23 protein-coding genes are annotated in these 22200 nt (G+C 58.0%); 10 read left to right on the top strand and 13 right to left on the bottom strand.

Going from position 1 to position 22200, the window contains the following annotated elements; genetic code table 11:
- Nucleotides 1–55 precede the first annotated feature (55 nt).
- The 4 genes from GO007_RS17945 to tal all read left to right on the top strand — a co-directional run bounded on the left by GO007_RS17945 (nt 56) and on the right by tal (nt 3961).
- Nucleotides 56–376, top strand: coding sequence for a PTS fructose transporter subunit IIB (locus tag GO007_RS17945; RefSeq protein ID WP_095102188.1), 321 nt, complete (start codon nt 56–58; stop codon nt 374–376).
- 170 nt (nt 377–546) lie between these two features.
- The gene (locus GO007_RS17940) at nt 547–1650 is read left to right on the top strand and encodes a PTS fructose transporter subunit IIC (protein ID WP_095102186.1); all 1104 of its coding nucleotides are present in this window, start codon (nt 547–549) and stop codon (nt 1648–1650) included.
- A 9-nt stretch (nt 1651–1659) separates the two neighbouring features.
- Nucleotides 1660–2913, top strand: a complete 1254-nt coding sequence (locus GO007_RS17935; protein WP_095102184.1) for a class II D-tagatose-bisphosphate aldolase non-catalytic subunit — start codon at nt 1660–1662, stop codon at nt 2911–2913.
- A 97-nt stretch (nt 2914–3010) separates the two neighbouring features.
- A complete protein-coding gene (tal, locus tag GO007_RS17930; RefSeq protein WP_095102182.1) occupies nt 3011–3961 on the top strand; it encodes a transaldolase in 951 nt (316 codons plus the stop codon).
- Between the two features lie 94 nt (nt 3962–4055).
- Here tal and GO007_RS17925 read toward each other — a convergent pair whose 3' ends face one another.
- The 3 genes from GO007_RS17925 to GO007_RS17915 all read right to left on the bottom strand — a co-directional run bounded on the left by GO007_RS17925 (nt 4056) and on the right by GO007_RS17915 (nt 6539).
- Nucleotides 4056–4874 carry a phytanoyl-CoA dioxygenase family protein gene (locus GO007_RS17925; protein ID WP_095102180.1) on the bottom strand — a complete coding sequence of 273 codons (819 nt, stop codon included), beginning with the start codon at nt 4872–4874 and terminating at the stop codon, nt 4056–4058.
- Nucleotides 4875–5215: 341 nt separating this feature from the next.
- Entirely contained in the window at nt 5216–6130 is a 915-nt protein-coding gene (locus GO007_RS17920; protein WP_095102178.1) for a LysR family transcriptional regulator, read from the bottom strand.
- Between the two features lie 208 nt (nt 6131–6338).
- Nucleotides 6339–6539, bottom strand: a complete 201-nt coding sequence (locus GO007_RS17915) for a hypothetical protein (protein WP_143350188.1) — start codon at nt 6537–6539, stop codon at nt 6339–6341.
- 91 nt (nt 6540–6630) lie between these two features.
- Here GO007_RS17915 and GO007_RS17910 point away from each other — a divergent pair, with 91 nt between their 5' ends.
- The 4 genes from GO007_RS17910 to GO007_RS17895 are packed head-to-tail and all read left to right on the top strand — an operon-like array spanning nt 6631 to nt 10632.
- Nucleotides 6631–8151, top strand: a complete 1521-nt coding sequence (locus GO007_RS17910) for an amino acid ABC transporter permease/ATP-binding protein (RefSeq protein WP_095102174.1) — start codon at nt 6631–6633, stop codon at nt 8149–8151.
- A gap of 26 nt (nt 8152–8177) precedes the next feature.
- Entirely contained in the window at nt 8178–9050 is an 873-nt protein-coding gene (locus tag GO007_RS17905; protein WP_095102172.1) for a phytanoyl-CoA dioxygenase family protein, read from the top strand.
- Nucleotides 9051–9076: 26 nt separating this feature from the next.
- The gene (locus tag GO007_RS17900; protein WP_095102304.1) at nt 9077–9895 is read left to right on the top strand and encodes an ABC transporter substrate-binding protein; all 819 of its coding nucleotides are present in this window, start codon (nt 9077–9079) and stop codon (nt 9893–9895) included.
- A gap of 5 nt (nt 9896–9900) precedes the next feature.
- Nucleotides 9901–10632: a class II aldolase and adducin N-terminal domain-containing protein gene (locus tag GO007_RS17895; protein WP_095102171.1), complete on the top strand. Its 732-nt coding sequence runs from the start codon at nt 9901–9903 to the stop codon at nt 10630–10632.
- Between the two features lie 41 nt (nt 10633–10673).
- Here the strand turns inward: GO007_RS17895 and GO007_RS17890 are convergent, their stop codons facing one another.
- From GO007_RS17890 to GO007_RS17850, 9 genes are all read right to left on the bottom strand, one after another.
- Entirely contained in the window at nt 10674–11159 is a 486-nt protein-coding gene (locus tag GO007_RS17890; RefSeq protein WP_095102169.1) for a TlpA family protein disulfide reductase, read from the bottom strand.
- Nucleotides 11146–11841, bottom strand: a complete 696-nt coding sequence (locus tag GO007_RS17885) for an ABC transporter ATP-binding protein (protein ID WP_076947590.1) — start codon at nt 11839–11841, stop codon at nt 11146–11148. The genes GO007_RS17890 and GO007_RS17885 overlap by 14 nt, the downstream gene beginning before the upstream one ends.
- Before the next feature lie 4 nt (nt 11842–11845).
- Nucleotides 11846–12976, bottom strand: coding sequence for an ABC transporter permease (locus tag GO007_RS17880; protein WP_095102167.1), 1131 nt, complete (start codon nt 12974–12976; stop codon nt 11846–11848).
- Nucleotides 12966–14249 carry an ABC transporter permease gene (locus tag GO007_RS17875; protein ID WP_095102165.1) on the bottom strand — a complete coding sequence of 428 codons (1284 nt, stop codon included), beginning with the start codon at nt 14247–14249 and terminating at the stop codon, nt 12966–12968. Before GO007_RS17875 ends, GO007_RS17880 begins: the two co-directional genes overlap by 11 nt.
- 2 nt (nt 14250–14251) lie before the next feature.
- A complete protein-coding gene (locus GO007_RS17870) occupies nt 14252–15631 on the bottom strand; it encodes a Fe-S-containing protein (RefSeq protein WP_095102163.1) in 1380 nt (459 codons plus the stop codon).
- 110 nt (nt 15632–15741) lie between these two features.
- Nucleotides 15742–16269 carry an iron transporter gene (locus tag GO007_RS17865; protein ID WP_095102161.1) on the bottom strand — a complete coding sequence of 176 codons (528 nt, stop codon included), beginning with the start codon at nt 16267–16269 and terminating at the stop codon, nt 15742–15744.
- Between the two features lie 33 nt (nt 16270–16302).
- Nucleotides 16303–18225 (bottom strand): FTR1 family iron permease, encoded by a 1923-nt coding sequence (locus GO007_RS17860; protein WP_095102159.1) that lies wholly within the window; start codon nt 18223–18225, stop codon nt 16303–16305.
- 126 nt (nt 18226–18351) lie between these two features.
- Complete coding sequence (gene nqrC, locus GO007_RS17855; RefSeq protein ID WP_095102302.1) at nt 18352–19128, bottom strand: NADH:ubiquinone reductase (Na(+)-transporting) subunit C; 777 nt, start codon at nt 19126–19128, stop codon at nt 18352–18354.
- 233 nt (nt 19129–19361) lie between these two features.
- On the bottom strand, nt 19362–19523 hold the full coding sequence (locus GO007_RS17850; protein WP_157349258.1) for a hypothetical protein: 162 nt from the start codon (nt 19521–19523) through the stop codon (nt 19362–19364).
- Here GO007_RS17850 and GO007_RS17845 point away from each other — a divergent pair.
- Nucleotides 19522–20487 (top strand): helix-turn-helix domain-containing protein, encoded by a 966-nt coding sequence (locus GO007_RS17845; protein ID WP_095102157.1) that lies wholly within the window; start codon nt 19522–19524, stop codon nt 20485–20487. The genes GO007_RS17850 and GO007_RS17845 overlap by 2 nt on opposite strands.
- A 20-nt stretch (nt 20488–20507) precedes the next feature.
- On the opposite strand, the gene GO007_RS17840 is transcribed toward GO007_RS17845, so the two are convergent.
- Entirely contained in the window at nt 20508–20633 is a 126-nt protein-coding gene (locus tag GO007_RS17840) for a small membrane protein (RefSeq protein WP_157349257.1), read from the bottom strand.
- A gap of 206 nt (nt 20634–20839) precedes the next feature.
- On the opposite strand from GO007_RS17840, the gene GO007_RS17835 reads away from it, so the two are divergent.
- Complete coding sequence (locus GO007_RS17835; protein WP_095102155.1) at nt 20840–21922, top strand: malate/lactate/ureidoglycolate dehydrogenase; 1083 nt, start codon at nt 20840–20842, stop codon at nt 21920–21922.
- The last annotated feature ends 278 nt before the right edge of the window (nt 21923–22200 follow it).

Here is a 22200-nt window from a genome sequence, read left to right as displayed (position 1 = left end):
GATTTATTAAGCCACGTTTTAACTTACAGCCAAATATCAAACTCAGGAGTTATTCATGAAAATTGTCGGAGTCGCAGCGTGCATTACCGGAGTCGCCCACACCTATATGGCTCAGGAGGCGATTGAGCAAGAGTGTAAAAAAAGAGGCTATGACGTAAAGGTCGAAACTCAGGGCGGTATGGGGATTGAAAATGAGCTCAGCGAAGACGAAATTGCCGAAGCCGATGTGGTTATTCTGGCGATTGCCATCGGCATCGAGGGCGTCGAACGTTTTGAGGAAAAAGAGGATGCCGGCCGGGTTATTTCACTTAACCCAGCCGAGGTTGTTCGCGATCCGGTTGCGATCATTGATAAAGCCGAAAAATTAGCAAAATAAATCAAAGATCATATTCCTGTGTTATTTCGACACGCGGAATCTGGTGAATAAAAACGTTAATTAATTTTCAGTGAACCCTGCGTTTGTATTCCGTGGCGCAAGCGCCCGGGACGACTACGTCCGTATATCGTGGTTATCCAATAAAAGCACAGGGTGTCTGGAGGATAAAAATGTCGGATAAAATGAAAGCCATTAAGGATGATTTAGTCAAAGCGTTCAGCACCGGCGTCTCATATATGATGCCGGTGGTGGTGGTCGGCGGGATTTGTCTGGCGCTGTCCCTGATTGGCGGCGAGCCGGTTGCCGGCAAAGGCATGGTGGTAACCAATCCCTTCTTATTAAACCTTGGCGCTATCGGTAGCGCGGGCCTCGGGATGATGATCCCGGTGCTGGCGGCGTATATCTCCTACTCTATCGCCGGTAAACCGGGGCTCACGCCCGGTTTAATCACCGGTTTTATGGCCAGCACTCCGCTCGGCGCGGACCACGTAGTCACCGGTTTTCTCGGCGCCATGCTGCTCGGGATCCTCAGTGGCTACGTCGCAAAATGGGTTAAAACCTGGAAAGTCGGCAAAGCGCTCATGCCGGTTATGCCGATACTGATTATCCCTATCGTCTCCAGCTGTATCGTCGGCATGCTCTATCTGTACGTGCTGATTGGGCCTATCGGTATCGCCATGAAATGGCTGGTGTCGATGCTCTCTAATATGCAGGGCAGCAGCGGCGTGGTTCTCGGCCTGATTCTCGGCGCTATGGCCGCCTTTGATATGGGCGGTCCGGTCAATAAAACCGCCACCGCATTTACCCTCGCGTTAATGGCCGAAGGTATTTATGGCCCGAACGGCGCTTACCGTATTGCCTGTGCTATTCCCCCACTGGGCATTGCTCTCTCAACGTTTATTTCTCAGCGCAAATGGGCTGAGGATGAAAGAAGAATGGGGACCTCCGCCGCCTTTATGGGATTAATTGGTATTACCGAAGGGGCAATTCCTTTCGCGGTTAAAAACCTTAAAACAGTCCTGCCATCGATTATTATCGGCAGCGCCGTCGGCGCCGGTCTGGCAATGATTCATGGCGTCGAGTCCATGGTGCCCCACGGTGGGTTAATTGCTATCGCCGGAGTCAATAAAGCCCCGCTGTGGTACGTCATTGATATGGCTATCGGCGTGGTTGTCACCGCTCTCTGCCTGCATATTTTGCGTCCCAATATTAGCGAACCGGCAAAGAAAGAGTCCGCTAAAAAAACAATCACTACTGATATGAATAAAGTCTGAGGAGTTATTATGAAAAACACCATGAAACAGTACGTCGATTATATTGTCAACGGCGGGAAATCCACCATGTTGGGTATTGGCCCAATGTCTCCGGCGTTAATTCAGGCATGCTTTGAACTGGGCAAAGAAAAAGATCTGCCGCTGATGTTTATCGCCAGCCGTAACCAGGTCGATGCCGATGAATTTGGTGCCGGTTACGTCAACAACTGGGATCAGTTCCGCTTTGCCGCCGACCTGAAAGCCATGGCGGAAAAAGTCGGCTTTGATGGCGACTATTTCCTCTGTCGCGACCACGGCGGTCCGTGGCAGCGCGATAAAGAGCGTAAAGACCATATTCCGGAAGACGAAGCGATGAAGCTGGCCCGCCGCTCTTATCAGATTGATATGGATGCCGGTTTTGATCTGCTGCATATCGACCCGACCAAAGACCCGTATGTTGTCGGCAAAGTGATTGATATTGAACTGGTCCTCAGCCGTACCGTTGAACTGATTCGCTTCTGTGAAGAGTACCGCAAGGCTAACAGCCTGAAAGAGTTCTTCTATGAAGTCGGCACTGAAGAGACCAACGGCGGCCTGACTGACGTCAACGCCTATGAAGGTTTTATTATCGAGCTCAATAAGCGCCTGGCCGCCGAAGCGCTGCCGCAGCCGCTGTTTATTGTCGGCCAGACCGGAACCCTGACCCGCCTGACTAAAAATGTCGGCCATTTCAACGACAAGCAGTCCGCCGAGCTCTCAGCGATCAGCACCCGTCATGGCGTGGGTTTGAAAGAGCATAACGGCGACTATCTACCGGATGAGATCCTGCTCAAACATCCGGGGCTGGGGATCACGGCGATGAACGTCGCTCCGGCTTACGGCACCATCGAAACCCGCGCGTATCTGAAGCTCGCGGAAGTGGAAAAAGATCTGGCGGCGAAAGGCTTTATCAAGTCGGCCTCTGATTTGAAAACCGTATTGACCCGCGAGTGCGTACTCAGCCACAAATGGGAAAAGTGGATGACCGATGAGCACAAAAATAAATCCGAAGAGCAAATCTTCAGTGAGCCAGAATTGCTGAAAGAGATCCTCGAACTCAGCGGTCATTATAATTATGAAAAACCAGCGGTGGTTAAAGAGATGCGGACCCTGTTTGCCAATCTGCAATCGTTTGGCGTGGAGCCTGAACGTTACGTGGTCAATAAAATTAAAGATATGATCCAGAACGAAGCCGAGTGCTTCAATATGCCCGGCCTGACCACCCGCGTCGCGCAGGCGAAATAACCGTTCAGCCAGCTTAACGCCATGCATCAATAACAAGGAGAGGGCCAGGGTCCCTCCTTGTTATGTCAGTAATCGGATTAAAAAACAGGTAATGGTTATGAATCAGCTTGAACAACTGAAGCAGCGGACAACGATTGTTGCCGACAGTGGGGATATCGACAGCATCATGGCTTATCAGCCCGAGGATGCAACCACAAATCCGTCGCTTATCTACAAAGCGGCACAGCTCGCGCAGTATCAGAAACTGGTGAAAGATGCCGCTGCGGCGGTGAAGTCTCGCCAGGCCGGAAAAACGGTTCGCCCTTCCGACATCGCCGACTATCTCGCGGTCAGCATCGGCGCACTGATCCTGAAAAGCGTACCCGGGCGTATTTCAACCGAAGTGGATGCCCGCCTCTCTTTTGACACTGACGCCAGCATCAATAAAGCGCGCGATATCATTGCCCTGTACCAGGAGAAAGGCGTCGGCAAAGATCGCGTACTGATTAAGCTAGCCGCCACCTGGCAAGGGATCCGCGCCGCCGAAACGCTGGAAAAAGAGGGGATTCAGTGCAACCTGACGCTGCTTTTCTCCTTTGCCCAGGCCAGAGCGTGCGCCGACGCGGGAGTTTTCCTGATTTCTCCCTTTGTTGGCCGTATCTACGACTGGTACAAGCACAACCATCCGGACACCCTTTTCACTGTCGATAACGACCCTGGCGTTGCGTCGGTACAAAAAATCTATCGTTTCTACAAACAGCACGGATACCGGACGGTGGTGATGGGCGCCAGCTTCCGCACGCCGGAACAGGTACTGGCGCTTAACGGCTGCGACCGCCTGACCGTCTCTCCGGCGCTGCTGGCGCAATTACAGCAAAATGAGGGGCCAGTACCCGCTCCGCTGGCGTATGAAGGTCAGGTTCAGCCCAAACCCGAGGCGATGAGTGAAGCGGAGTTCTACTGGGCGCATCACCAAGATCCGATGGCAGTTGAGAAGCTCGCCGAAGGTATTCGTCTGTTTGCCGCCGATCAAAACAGTCTTGAGACTTTACTCAGTCAGTATATTTAATCGCCAAACGCCGTCAGGCAAAACGATGCTCCCCGCCGCCGGGCGCCCGGTCATTACGACAGCCGGCATCCCGGCTCCGGCAGGGGAGCCTCCGTTACCCCCGCGGCCAGACCTGCGGGAACAGCGGTGAAACCAGCGCGTCGCCATCCTGCAGCGTCAGCTCCGGGAACGGCGGCGAGGTCACGCCCCCGCGGTCAACAAAAGTGGCGTCGTCGCCAACCCAGCGGGCGGAGAAGACCCGTCGCGCCCGCGCCGTGGCGTTACCTCTGGCCCCGTGCACCGTCCGGTAGTGAAAGGCGACCGCATCGCCCGGCTCCAGCGCCCAGCTGACGATATCGTAATCATCCTGACGGGCGTCAATGTCCGGCAGCTCCTTAAAGCGACCGTGCTGGTAGAGCTTCGAGCCGTTGAAGCGGGTCGGGCTGAACTCCTCTCCCCACAGATGGGAGCCGCGGATACAGCGCAGCGAAATCTCCTGAGCGACCGGGTCCAGCGGGATCCAGAAGCTGATGTTCTGCCGCCCCTCAACGCAGTAGTAGGGCTGATCGTGATGCCAGGGGGTCACCGTGCTGCCGCCGGCCGGCTTGACCAGAGTGTGCTCGTGGAAAAATTTCGCCGTTGTTGATTGCATCAGGGCGGCGGCAATTTCCGCCGCCGGCGACTGCCTGACAAACTGCTCAAAATCGGCGATCCGGGACCAGTTGCAGTAATCCTGGAAAAAAGGCGCGGAGCCGTCTTTCGGCACCACCGTTCTGGCGTGCCCGTACTCGCTGGGGTTGGCCATCAGTTCCGCCACGCCGCTCGCCAGGCCGTCGATCCACGGGGTGAACACGCCTTTCAGTAACACCACTCCATCCGTCTGGTAGGTATCGATCGTCTGCCGGTCGATCTGCGGATAACGCTGATTGTGCATAGCTAACCGTCCTGTGCTGGATAAATGATTGAGTTGATGACGCCGGGCGTCAGCGGACTCAGGTTATTTAGCCAGCGTCGAATGGTAAATTATTATAAAACGATCCTCGCAATAGAAATTTATGAGCCTCAGAGCCTGTCCCACCAGGCGTTATTGCTGCTGGCAGTTTGAACACGGCCAGCGCGAAGAAACCGCAGGGTACAGGTAGTACGCGAGGATGGACTCGCCAGGCTCACCCTCCGGGCCGCCCTGAAGGGCGTTCAAAATGACAAATAAAATAGCCTGGAGATAGGCTCTCAGACGCGTGACAATATATATCCTCGCCCCTCGTTAGTGACCGGCTAAACCAGCGCCGGAGTTAACTCAATGCTGCGACAATAGTCCATGAAAAGCTGAGTTGGCCGGGTAGGTTCATTATTGGCGAGGTGCGCCATAATTAATGTCGAGGCCGGCATTTGATCTTCAATATCCAGCTGGACCAGCCGCTCGCCGTCGTAGGTCATATCGCAAAGCGGCCGGGTCACTAATACCGAGAAGCCCAAACCCTGCCCGACCATACAGCGCACCATTTCAATTGACGGGGAGCTATAGGCCACCTGTGGGTGATAGCCCTTCTCTTTAAAAATGGTAATAAAATAGTTTTTACTCGGCACCGCATCGAGCAAAATCATCGGCTCCTGACTTAATTCCTGCAGCGTGACGCTCTTTTTTTGCGCCAGCGGATGGCTGGCCGGTAATAGCGCATAGGGTTTATGCGGGGCATTGAGCATCTCTTTACTGATCGAGTGGCCTAATTCCAGATCGTAAACCAGCGCTAAATCAAAACGCCCGCGATGCAGACCGTGCATTAATTCGTGCTGTTCGCCATCGTAGAGCTGGAGGGTTATTTCGGGATACATCTTTTTAAACCCGGCCACCAGCTTTGGCATATATAGCGGAGCGACGGACTCAAAGCATCCCACTGAAATAGTGCCGGAAACCAGCTCCTTATCGGCGCGCGAGTTTTGCTCAAACTCGTAGGAGAGCCGCAGCAGCTCCTTGGCCTTCTCATAAAAACGGCGCCCGCAGGGGGTGAGCGAAACGCCCTGCGCGTGATGGCGAATAAACAGCTGCTGCTCGAAGGTGCCCTCCAGGTTTTTTATCGCAATCGAGATCGACGGCTGGGCAATATGCAGCTGTCGGGAGGCTTCGGCGATGCTTTCGGTCTCCACAACGGTAACAAAGTATTTGAGTTGTTTGAGCGTGAATCGCGTCATAGCCTTACCCTTTATGAAATATTGTTTCTCACAGAAACGGCATAGTTTCCTGATATGCCGATTGCAAGCATCGTGCCACTCCCCGGCTAAGAGACGCTTTCCCCCTGCGGACGAATGGGTTATTCATCGCGCGGAACGGGTACAAATAATTAAAATCATTAACCGTCGGATTAATTGCACCAATATGAATCAGGCTGCACCAAATAAATCATTCACGCGCCCCAGTATCGCGCAACGGCGAATTTAGCCGATGATTCCGTTGACCAATAGCAGCAATTGTTTTTTTAATGTTTAGTTCTTGTTTCGCACTCATTGCTTTAAATTTATTGAAATTAATCTGCCTATATAGTTTTTTTAAACTTAAAGGCCAAAAATTTACTAATTGCCTCACAGCGAAGAGTGCCAGCATAGTGTTATTGCCCGATAAATACTGGCAATGCCCCATTTTAGAACATCGGCATTGCCTTCATGTCCGTTAATTATGGCGAGTGAAATAGCCCATGATGTTTAACTGGAACTACATGTTAAGTCTGCTCAGCGACGCAGATTTTTGGCAGGCCACCTGGACTGTCATTAAATTGAGTCTGCTGACCTGGGGTTGCAGTATTGTGCTGGGCTTTATTCTCGCCCTCGCCAAGCAGTCGCCGCGCAGGCTCTTTAACGTCCCTGCCCGGCTCTATATCTGGCTGTTTCGCAGCCTGCCGCTGCTGGTTCTGCTGATTTTCGTCTATAACCTGCCGCAGACGGTGCCCTCCTTCGCGGCGGTGCTCAACGATCCTTTCTGGGCCGGCCTGCTGGCGATGGTGCTCAGTGAAGCGGCCTACGTCGCCGAGATCCACCGCGGCGGGCTGCTGTCCATCGCCAAAGGCCAGGCCGAGGCTGCGCGAGCCTTAGGGCTGCGCTATGGCGGCACGCAGTGGCGGGTGATTATTCCCCAGGCGCTGCGGGTGGCGCTGCCGGCGCTGGCCAATGAGTATATTGCTATCGTCAAGCTCAGCTCGCTGGTTTCCGTCATCTCCCTGACCGAGATTTTGATGGTCGGCCAGCGCCTCTATTCGCAAAACTTTTTGGTGATGGAGACTATGGCGGCGGTGGCGTTCTACTACGTGCTGATCGTCACCGTTTTCGACTTCCTGCTGAAACGGCTGGAGAACTATCTCGACGTTACCCAGCGTAAAACGACCCGCCCGGTCGACGCTGGCATGCTGGCGCTGGCAACCGCCGCCCGGCCGCCCGCCGCCCGCAGCGCCGTCGATACCCGCCAGCCGGCGCTGCAGGCTTCGAAACTGCATAAGGCCTACAACAACGTGGAGGTGCTGGGCGCCGTCAGCCTGCAGATCCAGCCCGGGGAAGTGGTATCGGTGATCGGCCCTTCCGGCTCCGGCAAAACCACGCTCATTCGCCTGCTCAACGGCCTGGAGCAGATCGACAACGGCGAGATCCGCATCAACGGCCAGCCGTTTATTCACCTCGATCGCCAGGGCATGCAGAAGCCGCGCTTTATGGAGAACGCCGAGCACCGGCTGAATATTGGCATGGTCTTTCAGAGCTTCAACCTGTTCCCCCACCTGACCGTATTCGGCAACCTGCTGCTGGCCCCGCGCTATCACCGGCTGGCGGCGGAGGCGGAGCTCAGGCAGCGCGCCTGCGAACTGCTGCATAAGGTCGGCATGCTCGAACACGCGTGGAAGTACCCGCACCAGCTTTCCGGCGGCCAGCAGCAGCGGGTGGCTATCGCCCGCGCCCTGATGATGCGCCCGCAAATCATGCTGTTTGATGAACCGACCTCCGCGCTGGACCCGGAAAAGGTCAACGAAGTGCTCCAGGTTATCGAATCGCTGGCTGATGAGGGCATCACGATGGTTATCGTGACGCACGAGATGAATTTTGCTTTCAAAGTTTCTGACCGAATTGTCTTTATGGAAAAAGGGCGCGTGGTTTGCGACGACACGCCTCAGTCGATGCGCGACGGCAATCACCCGCGCGTTGACGCCTTCCTGAAAGACGTCTCTCTGGCTTAACCGCTCCGTTTGTGAAAGGAAAAAATATGATTGCGCAGTGGCAAATCGAACAGTTTCATCAGCAGGGTTTTCTGGTGATTGAGGGGGTGCTTTCCCCCTCGGAGATCGCCGAGCTTCAGCAGGATTTTGACGGTTGGGTAGACGAAAGCCGTCATCACGGCGACGCCTGGGGAGAGACCGAGGACGGCCGCCCGCGCTTCGACCTCGAAAGCGATCATCGCCCCGATCATCCGTCGCTGCGCCGCGTCAGCTCGCCGACGGAGATCTCCGCGGCCTACCGGCGCGCCGCGCTGGATTCGCGGATGGCGGCCATTGCCGCGCAGCTTATCGGCGGCAGCGGCACCCGCTTTCATCACAGCAAAATTAACTCCAAGCTGCCGCATACCGCCACCCAGGTGAAATGGCATCAGGATTTTCTGTTCACGCCGCACAGCAACGACGACATTATCACCGCCCTGCTGATGGTCAGCGACGTGACGCCGGAGAACGGCCCGCTGAACGTAGTGCCGGGAAGTCATAAGGGGCCGCTGTGGTCGCACTGGCAGGAGTCGCGGTTTACCGGCGCGGTCGATGACGAGGTGGTGGCGACCCACTGTCAGCAGCCCGAAGCCTGCTTTGGCCCGTCCGGCTCGGTGTGCTTTATGCACACCCGGCTGCTCCACGCCTCCAGCCCCAATGAAACCGATCTGCCGCGCACCCTGTTTATCAGCGTTTACGCCGCCGAAGACGCCCTGCCGTTCGGCGAAAATCCACTGCCCTGCGTCCACGCCGGACAGATGGTCGCCGGCGTAGAAAGCGGGCTGGTACGCAGCGTCGCCAACCATGTTCGTCTGCCGCAGAAGCCGCGCGGCGCCTCGTTCTTCGTACAGCAGGCCGGAAACGACCTTGCCAGCATGTGATTGCCCCCCACTTTGGAGATATGTTTATGAAACGCTTAAATACCCTGCTCCTCTGCACCGTTGGCGCTCTGAGCGCGGCTAGCGCCCAGGCGGCCTTTCAGCAGCCGGGAAAAATCATTGCCGGTTCGGATATGACCTTTTTCCCCTACGAATACATTGAAAACAACAAGCCCACCGGTTTTGATATCGAGTTTCTCGCCGGGATTGCCAAAACGATGGGCCGCGAGGCGGTCAACCTTGATACCCGCTTCCCGAATCTGATCCCCGGACTGCAGGGCGGACGCTTCGATATCACCAACTCGTCGATGTATATCACCGCCGAACGGCTGAAGGTTATCGATATGGTTCCGTACCTGAAAAGCGGCGAGTCGATACTGGCCCTGAAGGGCGCCAGCTATCAGCCGAAGACGCCGGAAGAGTTTTGCGGCCATAAGATTGGCTCGATGGGCGCCACCTCGTGGCTGGCGCAGCTGCAAAAGCTGTCCGCCGACTACTGCGTGAAAAAAGGGCTGCCGCCGATTGCGCTCAGCGAATACGCCACCGATCCGCAAACCACCCAGGCGCTGCTGTCGCGGGCGGTGGAGGCGCAGATCACCGATGCGGCGGTGGCGCGCGGCGTGGTCGACAAGCTGGGCGATCGGATCGCCATCTCTTCCACGACGCTGATCTACCCGGTACTCAACGGCTTTGGGGTGAAAAAAGGCAACAGCGAAGTGAAGACCGCGCTTGAAGAGGGGCTGAAGAAGTTCAGCGCCACGCCGGAGTATGCCGCCCTGCTGAAAAAGTATAACTTCCAGCCGCCGACGGCGGCAGACCTCAACGACCTGATGCCGAAAGTGGAATAACGCCCGTGGCCTACTCTCTTGAAGAACAAACGCGTATCGACCTGGCGGCGACGCTGCGCATTGTTGCCCACCTCGGCATGCACGAGGCGGTCGCCAACCACTTTAGCGCCGCCCTGTCGCCGGACGGCAAAACATTCCTGCTTAACCCGAAGTGGCGGCACTTCTCACGCATTCGCGCCAGCGATCTGCTGCTGCTGAACGCCGATGATGAAGATAACGCCCACCGCGCGGACGTTGACGCGACGGCATGGGCTATCCACGGGCAGATTCACCAGCGGCTGCCGCAGGCCCGGGCGGTGCTGCATCTGCATCCGGTGTATGCCACCAGCGTCGCCTGCCTCGAGCAGCCGCAGATCCTGCCGATCGATCAAAACACCGCGCGCTACTTTCAGCGCGTGGCGGTCGATACGCTGTACGGCGGGATGGCGGATACCGCCGCAGAAGGGGCGCGGCTGGCGGGGCTGCTGGCGGATAAACGCCGTCTGCTGATGGGCAATCACGGGGTGCTGGTGACCGCCGGCTCCATCGGCGAGGCGTTTGACGATATCTGGACCCTCGAGCGAGCCTGCCAGATTCTGGTCACCGCCTGGTCAACCGGCCGGCCGCTGAAGGTTCTGTCCGACGAGGTGGCGGAGAAAACCGCCGCCGACTGGGAAAAAATTACCGACTTTTCCCGTCAGCATTTTGAGGAAATGAAACAGCTGATGATCGACGCCGATCCTTCGCTGCTTGACTAAACTGCGCCAGGCTTACCCCGGGCAAGTCCCGGGGAAGCCGCTTAGCGCTGCGCCAGCTGGCTGAATACCGCCTGCAGCTCCTCCGGTTTACGCCAGCCCTGATGCAGATCCACCACCCGCCCGCGGCTATCAATCAGCACCGACGTCGGGGTGCCGATAACCTGATAGCGCTCCTGGGTTATTTTCAGCCGATCGCGCAGCACCGGATAGCTGATCCCGTGCTTTGCCAGCAGCGGCGCGATCTCTACGCTGTCGGGATCGGTATTCACCCCCACCACCACCACTTTATCCGGCCAGCGCTGGCTGAGCGCCTGCAGGGTATCCATCTCCGCCAGGCAGCCGCCGCAGCCGGCGGACCAGAAATTAAGATAGATAGCCTTGCCGCGCCAGCGTTCAAGGCTGGCCGCATTATCCTGAAGATCGAAGGCCGCCAGCGCGGGCGCCGCCTCGCCGCGCGCCAGCTTCTCCTCTTTGCAGCCGACCAGCAGCGTCAGCAGCAGCATGATAATCACCTTAGGCATGCGCATGATGGTTCACCTCTTCGCCCAGATACCTGCCGTGCTGCAGCCGCACGATACGGTCGGCAAACTGCCCCAGCGCCGGGTTGTGGGTCACCATCACCACGGTGCGCCCCTGCCGGTGCAGATCGGTCAGCAGATCCAGCACCCGCTGCTCGTTTTCTTCATCAAGGTTGCCGGTGGGCTCATCGGCAAAAATGACCGGCGGCTCGTTGACCAGCGCCCGGGCGATGCAGACGCGCTGCTGTTCGCCGCCCGAAAGCTGGCTCGGCAGATGGGTCATGCGGTGCTCAAGGCCGACCTGTGCCAGTACCGCCCGGGCGGCGGCTTCGTCAACCACGCTGTGGTAGTGCTGCGCCAGCATGATATTTTCCAGCGCCGTCAGAAACGGGATCAGGTGAAACTGCTGGAAAACGAGACCAATTTTCTGCGCGCGAAAGGCGCGGCGCCCCTCTTCGTCCAGCGCCGCCGCGTCGGTGCCGTCGAGGATAACCTGGCCTTCGCTGGCGGTATCAAGGCAGGTAAGAATGTTCATCAGCGTCGTTTTCCCGGAACCGGAAGCGCCCATAATGGCGACGAACTCCCCGCGGGCGATGCACAGATTAATATCCTCCAGCGCGGTGACCTCGCCAAATCGCTTATATAAATGACGGGTCTCAATTGCCATCTGACGCAAGGGCGTGACGGTCATGGCGTTACTCTCCTTTCAACACTTTCGCCGGTTCAACGCTTACCGCGCGCCGCACCGGAACAATGGCCGCCAGCGCGGCGACCAGTAAAGACAGCGCCAGGGTAATCGGCAGCACCGGCAGGCGCAGCGAGATACTGGCATTAAATACCGTCATTCCCAGCAGCTGCGCCAGCAGATAGCCGAGCACCCAGCCGCAGACCACCGCCGCAAGGGTGATAATGCTGGTTTCCAGCAGCATCTGGCGGATGATATCGCCGTTGCTGGCGCCCAGCGCCTTTTGCAAGGCAAACTCGCGGGCGCGTTCGCCAACGATCGCCATCAGCGTGGTGTTAACGCACAGCGACGACAGCGCGAGGATAACGAGCGATACCAGCCCCATCAGCCCCTTAATTTTATCCAGCACCTGACCTTCGGAGGCCGAAACCTTGCGCACCGGGCGGATTTCAAGATCGGGGTACTGCTGCTGCAGCTGGCCGGCGTAGCGATCCACCTGGCCGAGATCGTTGCTGACGCTCAGCAGGCCGTGGCTGATAACGCCGGGTTTATTCAGCCAGCCCTGCGCGACGTCGAGGCTAACAATCAGCATATTATCGGTGGCGTCTCCGGCCTCCACGATGCCTTTGACCAGCAGCTTTTTGCGCTGATTACCCGCCACCAGCGTCAGGCTATCGCCGAGGTGCAGATCCAGCCGCTGCGCCAGCTTGACGCCAATCATCGCATTGCGATCGTCAAAGCTGACGCCGATCCAGCTGCCGCTCACCTGCCAGTACGGCACCAGCTTTTGCAGCGACTCGAACCACACGCCGACCATCACCACCTTTTCCAGCTCGGTACGCGCCGTGCCGTACAGCCACGGGCTGGCGCCGTGAATAAGCCCCGGCGGCGCGGCGTCGAGAATCGCCTGCAGCTCGGGCTGCGGCATGCTGGTGCCGTGCCCGGGGCCAATATAGAAATTGGCGCCGAAGGTGCGCAGCTCTTCGCTCATTTTGCTATTAATGTCGAACCACACGGCGGAGAGCGCCGTTACGATGGTCGCCCCCACCGCCAGCGCGGCAAACACCACGCTAACCCGCTGTAAACGCAGGCGCAGCGCCCGCAGCACCAGCAGCCACAGCATGTCGCGCTTAGCGGCCATACAGCACCTCCACGGGGTAAAGACGGGCAATGCGCCGCGCCGGGAACCAGGTGCCGATTAACGAAATCAGCACCGCAATCACCAGCACGCAGGGGACCACCACCCAGGCAAAATTAAGCGGTGTCGCGAACAGCATCAGGCCAATCACCTTAGCCAGCCCCCATCCCGCCATGCAGCCAAACGCTCCGCCCACCAGACCGCCGAGCGCCGCCTCAAGGTAAAACAGCAGCAGGATTTGCCACTGCCGCGCGCCCAGCGCTTTCATCAGGCCGATCTCTTTCGCCCGCTCCATAATGGTGCTGGTCATCAGCGAGGCGATCCCCATCGCGGCGGCGGCCAGCGCCGCCAGGGTCACGACGGCCATCAGCAGCTGAATTTTATCGATAACCACCCCTTCTGAGGCGGCAACCTGCCAGACCGGCCGCACCTGCGCGCCGGAGATCGCCTCCTCCAGCTGATGGGCAATGGAAGAGACGTAGGCCGTGCAGTACCACAGGTCATACTCTTCGGCATTCAGCGCTTCCAGATCCTCGCGCGCCCGGCGCGAAAGCTCGTTCTCCGGCACCGTCAGCGCCGACACGCGGATCGCCTGCACTTTCCCCGGCAGGCCCAGCAGCTGCTGAACGACGCCCAGCGGCATCACCAGCTGGTTATCTTCATCGCCGCCGCTGGATAAAATGCCGCTAACCTCGACGGTCAGATCGCGCTCCGCAGTCCGCAGCGTCAGGCGGTCGCCCGGCTTCCAGCCGGAGCTGCGCGCCAGCGCGTGGCCGACCAGCGCCTGCGGCAGCGGGCCCGGCGGCTCCTGCGGCCACTCGCCGGCGACCTGCCAGTACGGGCTGACCGTACGCTGCCCCGTTTGGTAGCCCTCTTCATCCGGTATCGCCACCGGCTGGCTGAAGAAGGTCCCCAGAATCCGAATATCCCGACCGTTGACCTGCACCTCGCCGCCGAGCATCGGGGCGAAGCCGACGATATTATTGCGCCAGAAGATATCTTTAATATTGGGCAGCTCGGATTGGTCAAGGAAGTCATCGCTGGCCAGCGGGTTGCTTTGCTCGCTGAACAGCGCCGGCAGCGCGGCCTGCCCCGCCGGTTCAATCAGGATATTAGCGCCGTAGGATTTCAGCTCGCGCGACATCTTATCGCCGATGTCGATAGAGACCGCCAGCAGCGCCGAAATCAGGCTGGCGGCGAGAAAAACGGTCAGCACCGCCAGCGCTTTTCGCCGCAGGTTGCGTCCCCATGAGCGGTAGATCATTCGCCACAGCATCGCTACTCCTCCTTCACCGCGTCGGCAACGAACTGCTCCGGCGCCTGACGAAAACGATCATAGTTGGCTTCGGAGGCGAAGAACCAGGTCTTACCGCCATAGCTATATTTAAAGTCGGCCGCGGTATTGGTCAGGCTTGAGCCGTCCACCGGGTCGGTAACCTTGATGGTCAGCACCGTCGAGAAGTAATTGACCCCTGTCGCCAGCGCGCTGCCGGGGATCGTCAGCTCGGTTTCATCGTTGCGCCAGCCGTCGATCGGCACCGGATTGCAGCCGCCGGGTTTGCCAATCGACGGGATAAAAATGTGCACCCCGCAGGCGACGCAAATCACCTGGTTGCCTTCCATCACGTACCCCTGATCGCCGCACAGCAGGCAGGCGTCGAACACCACGCCCAGGCGCAGCTTGTCGGGATAGCGGTTGATCACAAAAAAGCGCACCGCTTTACCGTCGTCCGCCACCCAGACGAAGCGATGCAGCTTCCCGTCGCGGACCTGCTCCAGCGGAATATGCACCTGCCCGTCGGCGGCGAGCGTCACCGGCTGCGCTTCGGATAAGCGCGGCGGCTGCGAGGCCACCAGATCCCACCACAGCTGGCCGCCGATAATCACCAGCGCGCAGGCGACGGTGGTTAACCACAGGCGGCTGGCTCCCCGGCGTTCGGCGAGCGCCAGCCGGCGGTCAATCGGCCGTTCGGCGGCCTTCACCGCCCGGGCATAGCCGCGCATCGCCGGGAGCCAGAGCAGGCTCATCAGCAGCAGTATTGCGCCGGCGGCCCAGCTATAGAGCGCGGCATTATTGGTCACTTTGGCGACAAAGCTCAGCAGCGGCTTCAGCAGCGGCACCACCTGCAGCTTCATCAGCAGCAGCAGCAGCGTTCCGCTCAGCGGAAGCCACAGCAGAACCATCAGCAGCAGGGTCAGCGGCCAGTACAGCCAGCGCATCCGCCACAGAAGCATCGCGCAGAGCGCGGCGGCGAGGCAGAGCGTTGCCAGCGCGAGGACGATCGCCGTCAGGTTCAGCAGCAGATCGGTATTCAGGACGTGAGTTGAGGTCAGGCCGGTCAGGTTCGGGTCAAGCCCCCAGCGGCGGGCGGCGCCGGCAACAAGGACCCCCTGCCACAGGTAGCGAACCCGCTGCGATGCCCACCAGAAGCTGAGCAAAAACAGCAGCGAAAGCAGAATTTCAGCGCCGACGATGATCAGCTGTAGCGACTGGCTACCGCGAACGTAGAGCCCCGCCAGCAGGCCTGCAGCCAGCGCCGCGAGCAGCGTCCAGGCGAGCGGGCGCAGCGCGGGAGCGTCGCCGCGTCCCCAGAGCGCAGCGGACAGAAGCGCAATGCAGAAAAAGACCTGTAGCGTCGAGACGAAAAAATAGCTCATGACTTCAACTCTGTACGGCAGATAAATAACATGCCGCAGGATGACCGGCGGGCCATCCTGCGTAACAACGGCGGCGTCTTTCGCCGCGGACAGGCAGATACGCCAGGCGCTTAGTTCAGGCCGACGTATTTAAACTCATAGCTGACGTCAAACGGTTTCCACCAGCGGCCGACGCCGGTTTCGCTATCGGTATGGCGGTGCATCCCGGCTTTTGACGGCGGGTCGATGTGGTAGGTCACTTTATAGTTACCAACGCCCATCATTTTGATATTGGCGCCGTAGTGCGGGCCGTCGCTGGCCACCATCGGCATAAAGGTACCTTCCTGCTTCTCGCCGGTGTCGCTGTTAACCAGGGTGTAGGCGATGGTCAGATAGGGGATCCATTCGCCCGCGCCAAAGCCGTTCTTGCCCCCTTCCACCGCATGGATGTCGGCTTCCAGATGAATATCCGACTTCGCCGCCGGCAGCCCCATGCCGCGAGGCTCCATATCGATCGGCTGGAGATAGACCGCCGCAATCTCCATCTCATTCATGGTCACCGGTTCCCCCGCCGGATATTCCTTAAAGGCCAGCGCCGCCGGGGCGGTAAAAATGCTGGCAACGGTGGCGCTGATAATCAGGGTCTGTTTAAAGGTCATCTGGCACATCCTCTCGTCTTAAAATTAAAATAGTCAGAAGTTATTTTTTATACTTTCAGCCGGCTCCCGGCCGCGGCGACGCATGATCCACAGCGCTACCAGCGCCGCAATCAGCAATATCGCCTGCGGGATCAGGGTTTCAACATAGGGATACACCCCCAGCCAGCCGATTTCGGGAATACCGCCGACCAGCGTCGGCTGGAAGAGTTTGCCCTCCACCAGCTCCAGCACCCCTTTACCGGCAAAAACGAATGCCATCAGGTACATAAAGCCGCCGGTGAACATGAAGAAGGGTTTAAGCGGCAGCCGAACCACCGAGTAGCGCATCACCAGCCAGGCCACCAACAGCACCACGCAGCCGATGATAAACCCGCCGCCGATGGCGAGATGTCCGCCAACGCCCTGCGCATCGCCGATCAGCGCGGCGTAAAACAGCACCGTTTCCGCGCCTTCGCGATAGACCGCCAGGAAGCTGGTCAACCACAGCCCAACCAGCGAGCCGCGCGAGAGCGAGTGGGAGAGTTTGCCCTCCAGCCAGGCTTTCCAGTGGCGGGCTTCAACTTTGGAGAGCAGCCAGTAGCTCATGAAGAACAGCATCACCACCGCGATCAGCATGGTAATCCCCTCCAGCAGCTCCCGGCTGGCGCCGGAGTTGGTAAACAGCAGCTGGAAGATAAACGCCGTCACCACGCTGGCGACGAGCGCCACGACCACCGACTGGCGAATCAGCGGCAGCTTGTCGCGGTGGTCGTTTTTAATCAGATAGGCGACGATAGCCGCCACGATCAGCAGGGCTTCCAGCCCTTCACGCACGATGATCATCAGGCTGTAGAGCAGCAGGCTCCAGTGGGTCTCTTCCCCCTCCCCGAGCAACGCGACCGCTTTCTGCAGATCCTGCTCCAGCGCGGCGGCCTGTTCCGTCAGCTTCTCCTGCGGCTGGCCGGCCTTCATCAGGCTGACCATGCGGGTGAAATAGGCTTCAAGGGTGGTTTTGAACGCCGCGTCGCGGGAGCCGATTTTGTTCTCCATGCCGCTGGCTTCGAAGCGGTCGAAGTAGCTATCCTGGATATCCTGAATGGCGCCTTCCGCTTCACCGCGCTGATAGCGCGCCAGTGCCGCATCCATGCTGCGGTTAATTCCCGCCGCGACGCTGGCCCAGTCGGCATTCGGCACGGAGGCGTCCGCCGCAGTCGGGTTGACCTGCGGCCCGTCATCGCGGGTGCCCGGCAGGCCGGGTAGAAGGTCTTCCAGATCCTGCAGCAGCGCGGTGACCTGATAAGAGACGTCGTTCAGCTGCCCCGGCTGCGCCGTCAGCGCGATCAGGGCGGTGAACTGCTGGTTAATCGCCGCGGCCTCCTTCGCCGAGCGATTCTTACGCACCGCGATTTCCATTTCCGAGTTTTTGAAACCCTGATAGTGCGCCTGCTGGATCTGCTGGCTGGCGAGATCGTAGCGGCCGGCCTGATACTCGCTCACCGCCTGCGCCAGCCGATCGTCGATAGTGCGGAAGCTCTCCTGCCACTGCGGCGCGATATCGTCCCGCGATAAGGCGGTATGCTGCTCCTCCGCCACCAGCCGATGCCCGTCGTCAAGCACCGGTTCGACTTCGCGCAGCGCCTGCTTCAGGCCATCGATGCGCGCCTGAACCGCGTCCAGCGGTTTCCCTTCGGCAATCATCCGCCGGATGTCGCCGAAGGTACTCTCCATTTCGTAGCTTTTGCGCGCCGAAATATTAATGCGAATCGGCCCTTCGAGGTTTTCAAACACTTCAAAGTAGGCGCTCTGAACTTCCCGGCGCGCCTCGTCGTTCCTGTGCTGCTGGTACAGCTGCGCCGTTTTGTCCAGCCGCTGCTCGATATCCTCGATGTAGGGGGCATAGTGGGTCTGAGCCAGCGCGGCGGCGCTAAACAGGAGGCTAAAAAGCATCGCCAGAAAGAGAAAACGTGGAGCTGCCATTGCGCCTTCCATCGAAATTTAATGATAATAATTATCATTGCCATTTTTACTTTCGCTGTACATGACGCAGATCATGAAAATGTCAAAGCGTGAAAATTTATGTCAAATATTGCAAAGCGCGCGGCGCTAATAGCGCGTAGCGTCCGTAGTTAATCGTGCCGGGTCCTGCTGCAGGCGCTGGAGAAATTTGCCGTAGCCCTGCGACCCCATCCAGTAATTAATACTCTTCTCAACGCCGTTCGAGGTTAAGGTCGCCCCGCTAATACCGTCGACCGTATAATCGTCGTGCTGTCCGGCGTTATTCTGCGTCACCTTCAGCGCCGGCTGGCCGTTATTATCGCGTATTTTTTTGCCCGCCCACTGCCTGAGCCACTGCGGGTCTTCCACCCTCGCGCCGAGCAGCGGCGTCTCATTTTGCCGGTAGTACAGCAGGTCTTTCACCGTGCGGCCGTCGGTGTCGATGGCCACCAGCGCATACATCATCGATTTCGCCCCTTTGCCGGAAACGGGCAGAATAATCTGTTGAATCGTATTGTTATTATCGTGAACGAGGTAGATATCCACCAGGGAGCAGCGCTGCCTGATTTGCGCCGGATCGCCGGCCGCCGGCAGGCTGACGCAGCGTTTTTCCGCCGCGCTACCCTTGCCCGCCGCCAGCAGCTCGCCGCTATCGAGATTAAGCTGACGAACGGTAACCCGGCGCTGAAACAGCGCCCTTTGCGCCTGCGGATCGCGCTGGCCGCTTTCATCAAGCCCGGCAACTTTGAGAACGGCAGCGGCGGTTTCATCACCGTCGGGTTCGGCAAAATTGTCTTTGAGCAGTAAAAAATAGCCGCCCGCCGCGGCAAAAAATAAAATACAAAAAAACATCAAAGATAAAACAATAATTTTACGTTTAACCATGAGCTTATTATCCCCGTTACCAGATACGTATCGATCGCTACCTGCGATATAGCTTGCAATTATTTTTGTCCCGCTGTCCAGCACGACGTTACCTGGCCCGTAGCGGCTAAATAAATCATTTACCACTGGATAAATTAGCCAACGGCGCGCTTAGTAAATATATTTCACCCCCGTAAAAAAAATTATTAATAACGCCAAAATAATATTAAACGCGCTGCCGATCTATTTTTTGGTCAAAAGATGAGGCTTATCATCCAGCCGGAACGAGGCGCCCGGAAGCGGGCGGCTGAAATGAGTAAAAAAACCTCCCGGCGCTGGTTTTTCTTAGGATTAATCTTATAATCGAAGGATAAAAATTCACCTGCCAGCATCATCTTGAGAAAGGCAACAAACATGCCCAGACCTACTGCGCTGTACGTTCCTCATGTTTTGAGCGCGGCGGATATCGCGCCGGAAGAGCGTTTCCAGCAAATATCGCAAAACCTCGGCTGCTATGGGATAGAAGTGGCGAACAACCGCCGCCCGGCAGAGATTATTGCCACACATAAGACTATATCCGCTATTTCCGGCGACTATTGTAGTGCGATGGGTTCTAAAAATCAGACCACCTTTGACCCACATCGGGTCGAAGAGCAATCGATCTATATTTCGCTGCTGGTGCAGGGACATCAGGTTATTAGCGGCAGAAAGAAATCCGTCGCCGCGCAGGTGAATCCGGGAATGCTGATTGTTCATCAGCGCAATGACTATTATCAGTATCAGTGCGACGATGTGAAGCAGCTCTATATCATTCCCCGCAGCGAGAAAATCAAAGAAGTTTTTAACGGCAGGCTCAATAGCCCGATAGTTTCCTTGGAGAATCATCATCTGGCGATGTTCCTGAAATCGCATATGCTGCTGCTCGATGCGCATTCAGCCAGCTTGTCGCCGAAAGAGACGGCGACCGTTGTGGATGGTCTGCATAATATGGCGCTATTAGTGCTGAGCGATATCGCGAAACAGCAGGGATTAATGTCGTCAGGAAAGCTGGGGCATCTGGTGAATAGCGCGAAATCGTTTATCGCCCTGCACTATCAACAGCACGATCTCTCCCCGGATCTGCTGTCGAAAGCGCTCCACTGCTCGCGCTCCAGTCTTGACCGCGCCTTCAATGAACAGGGAACCTCGGTCATGACGGTGCTCAAAGAGCGGCGTTTAGAAGCCGCGCGCGAGCTGCTGGAAAATGCGCCTCAGCTGCGGGTCGAGCAAATTTCGTGGCTCTGCGGGTTTATCAGTCATCCGCTATTCAGCAAAAGCTTTCGCGAAAAATATCACGCATCGCCGAAGGCCTGGCGCGAAAATTATCATAAAGCAGGTTAATACCCTGCGGGCTTATTGGTTCAGCGCTGGCGAAACGATTTAAAGCGCATAGCCCGGCGCTCTTTAATATAGCTAAGCAGGCTATAGACGGAAATGCCCAGCAGGGCAATAGCGACGATCGCTAAAATGACTGAGCTGATGTTCATTATGGTTTTCTCCATATCATTTAGAATAAGATTTTTATCATAATGATTCTCACCCCGGCGACCAGTCCCGCCAGCCTCAACTCTGTTCTCTGCCCCTCATGGCGCTGCTCACGACAAGCGCTTGATCTTCTTCGGCATGGGGAGCAGCATGGATCGGCAAACATAACAAAATAACAACACTATCCGCCCACCACAGGAGAAACTCAGTGCCAACCGGACATCGCTTGCAAGCTACGGATCTGCATCAGTTTGTCGTCACCCTCTTCAGCCATCTCGGCAGCACCGCCACCGAAGCGACCCTGGTCGCCGACCATCTGATTGCCGCCAACCTCGCCGGCCACGACTCGCACGGCGTCGGGATGATCCCGAGCTACGTGCGCTCCCTGGCCGGGGGGCACCTACAGCTTAACCGTCATGCCAGCATTATGAAGGACGCCGGTGCCGTCGTGACCCTCGACGGCAACGCCGGGTTTGGTCAGGTGGTCGCCCATGAGGCGATGCAGATCGGTATCGAAAAGGCAAAACAGCACGGCATGGCCGCCGTTGCCCTGCGCAACGCCCACCATATTGGCCGCATCGGCTACTGGGCCGAGCAGTGCGCCGCGGCGGGCATGATCTCCATCCACTTCGTCAGCGTCGTCGGCGACCCGATGGTTGCGCCGTTTCGCGGGAAGGACAGCCGCTTCGGCACCAACCCGCTGTGCGTGGTGTTTCCGCGCAAAGGCCAGCCGCCGCTGCTGCTGGACTACGCCACCAGCGCCATCGCCTTCGGCAAGACCCGGGTTGCCTGGCATAAGGGCGAAGCGGTTCCGGCAGGCTCGCTGATCGATGCCCAGGGCGAGCCGACCAATGACCCGGCGGTGATGCAGACCTCGCCCCTCGGCGCGCTGCTGACCTTTGCCCAGCATAAAGGCTACGCGCTGGCGACGCTGTGCGAAATCCTCGGCGGCGCGGTATCCGGCGGCCAGACAACCCACCAGGAGAGCCTGCAAACCTGCGTCGACGCTATTTTTAACTGCATGACGACCATTATTCTGGACCCGGAAACCTTCGATGCCCCGGAGATGCAGAGCCAGACCGAGGCCTTTATCGACTGGTGTAAGCAATCGCCGCACGATCCGGACGCACCGATTCTGGTCCCTGGCGAGTGGGAACAGGCCAACCGTCAGGAGCGGCTGGCGCTGGGTATTCCGCTGGACGAGGGCAGCTGGCAGGCCATCTGCAGCGCGGCGCAGGAAGCCGGTTTAGCGCCGCAGACGCTGGCCCACTTCCGGCAAAAAATGGCCTGATCCCCCGCCCTGCATCCCTTCCTTCGCGCCGCCAGCCGGCGCGAGTCCGCAATAGCCGGTGCGTCGGGCCCGGCGATTCGTCATCGTCATTAGTGACGACATCGCGACGACCCGGCGCACCGTGATTTAATTTATCAGCAAAATCAATATTTTATTTTTTGGCACGGTTCCTGCTTAACAGCCTCACCTGACGTCAGCATCGTGACGAAGGGACTCAATGACGATGGCAGGCCGGGCCCGGCCTGACCGCCGATCTTCATTCACTGTTAACAGGTCTG

Source organism: Klebsiella sp. 10-1 (assembly GCF_009758445.1).
Classification (GTDB): Bacteria; Pseudomonadota; Gammaproteobacteria; order Enterobacterales; family Enterobacteriaceae; genus Klebsiella; species Klebsiella scottii.
Note: the sequence above shows the minus strand (reverse complement) of the source record. Positions and strands in the feature narration are given on the sequence as shown.

Excerpts from the sequence above, each read along its gene's own strand:
- GO007_RS17905 (WP_095102172.1), top strand. The coding sequence starts at position 8,178 with ATGATTGCGCAGTGGCAAATCGAACAGTTTCATCAGCAGGGTTTTCTG.
- GO007_RS17915 (WP_143350188.1), bottom strand. The coding sequence starts at position 6,539 with ATGCTGGCACTCTTCGCTGTGAGGCAATTAGTAAATTTTTGGCCTTTA.
- GO007_RS17875 (WP_095102165.1), bottom strand. The coding sequence starts at position 14,249 with ATGCTGTGGCGAATGATCTACCGCTCATGGGGACGCAACCTGCGGCGA.
- GO007_RS17865 (WP_095102161.1), bottom strand. The coding sequence starts at position 16,269 with ATGACCTTTAAACAGACCCTGATTATCAGCGCCACCGTTGCCAGCATT.
- GO007_RS17920 (WP_095102178.1), bottom strand. The coding sequence starts at position 6,130 with ATGACGCGATTCACGCTCAAACAACTCAAATACTTTGTTACCGTTGTG.
- GO007_RS17900 (WP_095102304.1), top strand. The coding sequence starts at position 9,077 with ATGAAACGCTTAAATACCCTGCTCCTCTGCACCGTTGGCGCTCTGAGC.
- GO007_RS17910 (WP_095102174.1), top strand. The coding sequence starts at position 6,631 with ATGATGTTTAACTGGAACTACATGTTAAGTCTGCTCAGCGACGCAGAT.
- GO007_RS17860 (WP_095102159.1), bottom strand. The coding sequence starts at position 18,225 with ATGGCAGCTCCACGTTTTCTCTTTCTGGCGATGCTTTTTAGCCTCCTG.
- tal (WP_095102182.1), top strand. The coding sequence starts at position 3,011 with ATGAATCAGCTTGAACAACTGAAGCAGCGGACAACGATTGTTGCCGAC.
- GO007_RS17940 (WP_095102186.1), top strand. The coding sequence starts at position 547 with ATGTCGGATAAAATGAAAGCCATTAAGGATGATTTAGTCAAAGCGTTC.
- GO007_RS17840 (WP_157349257.1), bottom strand. The coding sequence starts at position 20,633 with ATGAACATCAGCTCAGTCATTTTAGCGATCGTCGCTATTGCCCTGCTG.
- GO007_RS17885 (WP_076947590.1), bottom strand. The coding sequence starts at position 11,841 with ATGACCGTCACGCCCTTGCGTCAGATGGCAATTGAGACCCGTCATTTA.
- GO007_RS17890 (WP_095102169.1), bottom strand. The coding sequence starts at position 11,159 with ATGCGCATGCCTAAGGTGATTATCATGCTGCTGCTGACGCTGCTGGTC.
- GO007_RS17945 (WP_095102188.1), top strand. The coding sequence starts at position 56 with ATGAAAATTGTCGGAGTCGCAGCGTGCATTACCGGAGTCGCCCACACC.
- GO007_RS17850 (WP_157349258.1), bottom strand. The coding sequence starts at position 19,523 with ATGTTTGTTGCCTTTCTCAAGATGATGCTGGCAGGTGAATTTTTATCC.
- GO007_RS17880 (WP_095102167.1), bottom strand. The coding sequence starts at position 12,976 with ATGGCCGCTAAGCGCGACATGCTGTGGCTGCTGGTGCTGCGGGCGCTG.
- GO007_RS17870 (WP_095102163.1), bottom strand. The coding sequence starts at position 15,631 with ATGAGCTATTTTTTCGTCTCGACGCTACAGGTCTTTTTCTGCATTGCG.
- GO007_RS17935 (WP_095102184.1), top strand. The coding sequence starts at position 1,660 with ATGAAAAACACCATGAAACAGTACGTCGATTATATTGTCAACGGCGGG.
- nqrC (WP_095102302.1), bottom strand. The coding sequence starts at position 19,128 with ATGGTTAAACGTAAAATTATTGTTTTATCTTTGATGTTTTTTTGTATT.
- GO007_RS17845 (WP_095102157.1), top strand. The coding sequence starts at position 19,522 with ATGCCCAGACCTACTGCGCTGTACGTTCCTCATGTTTTGAGCGCGGCG.
- GO007_RS17925 (WP_095102180.1), bottom strand. The coding sequence starts at position 4,874 with ATGCACAATCAGCGTTATCCGCAGATCGACCGGCAGACGATCGATACC.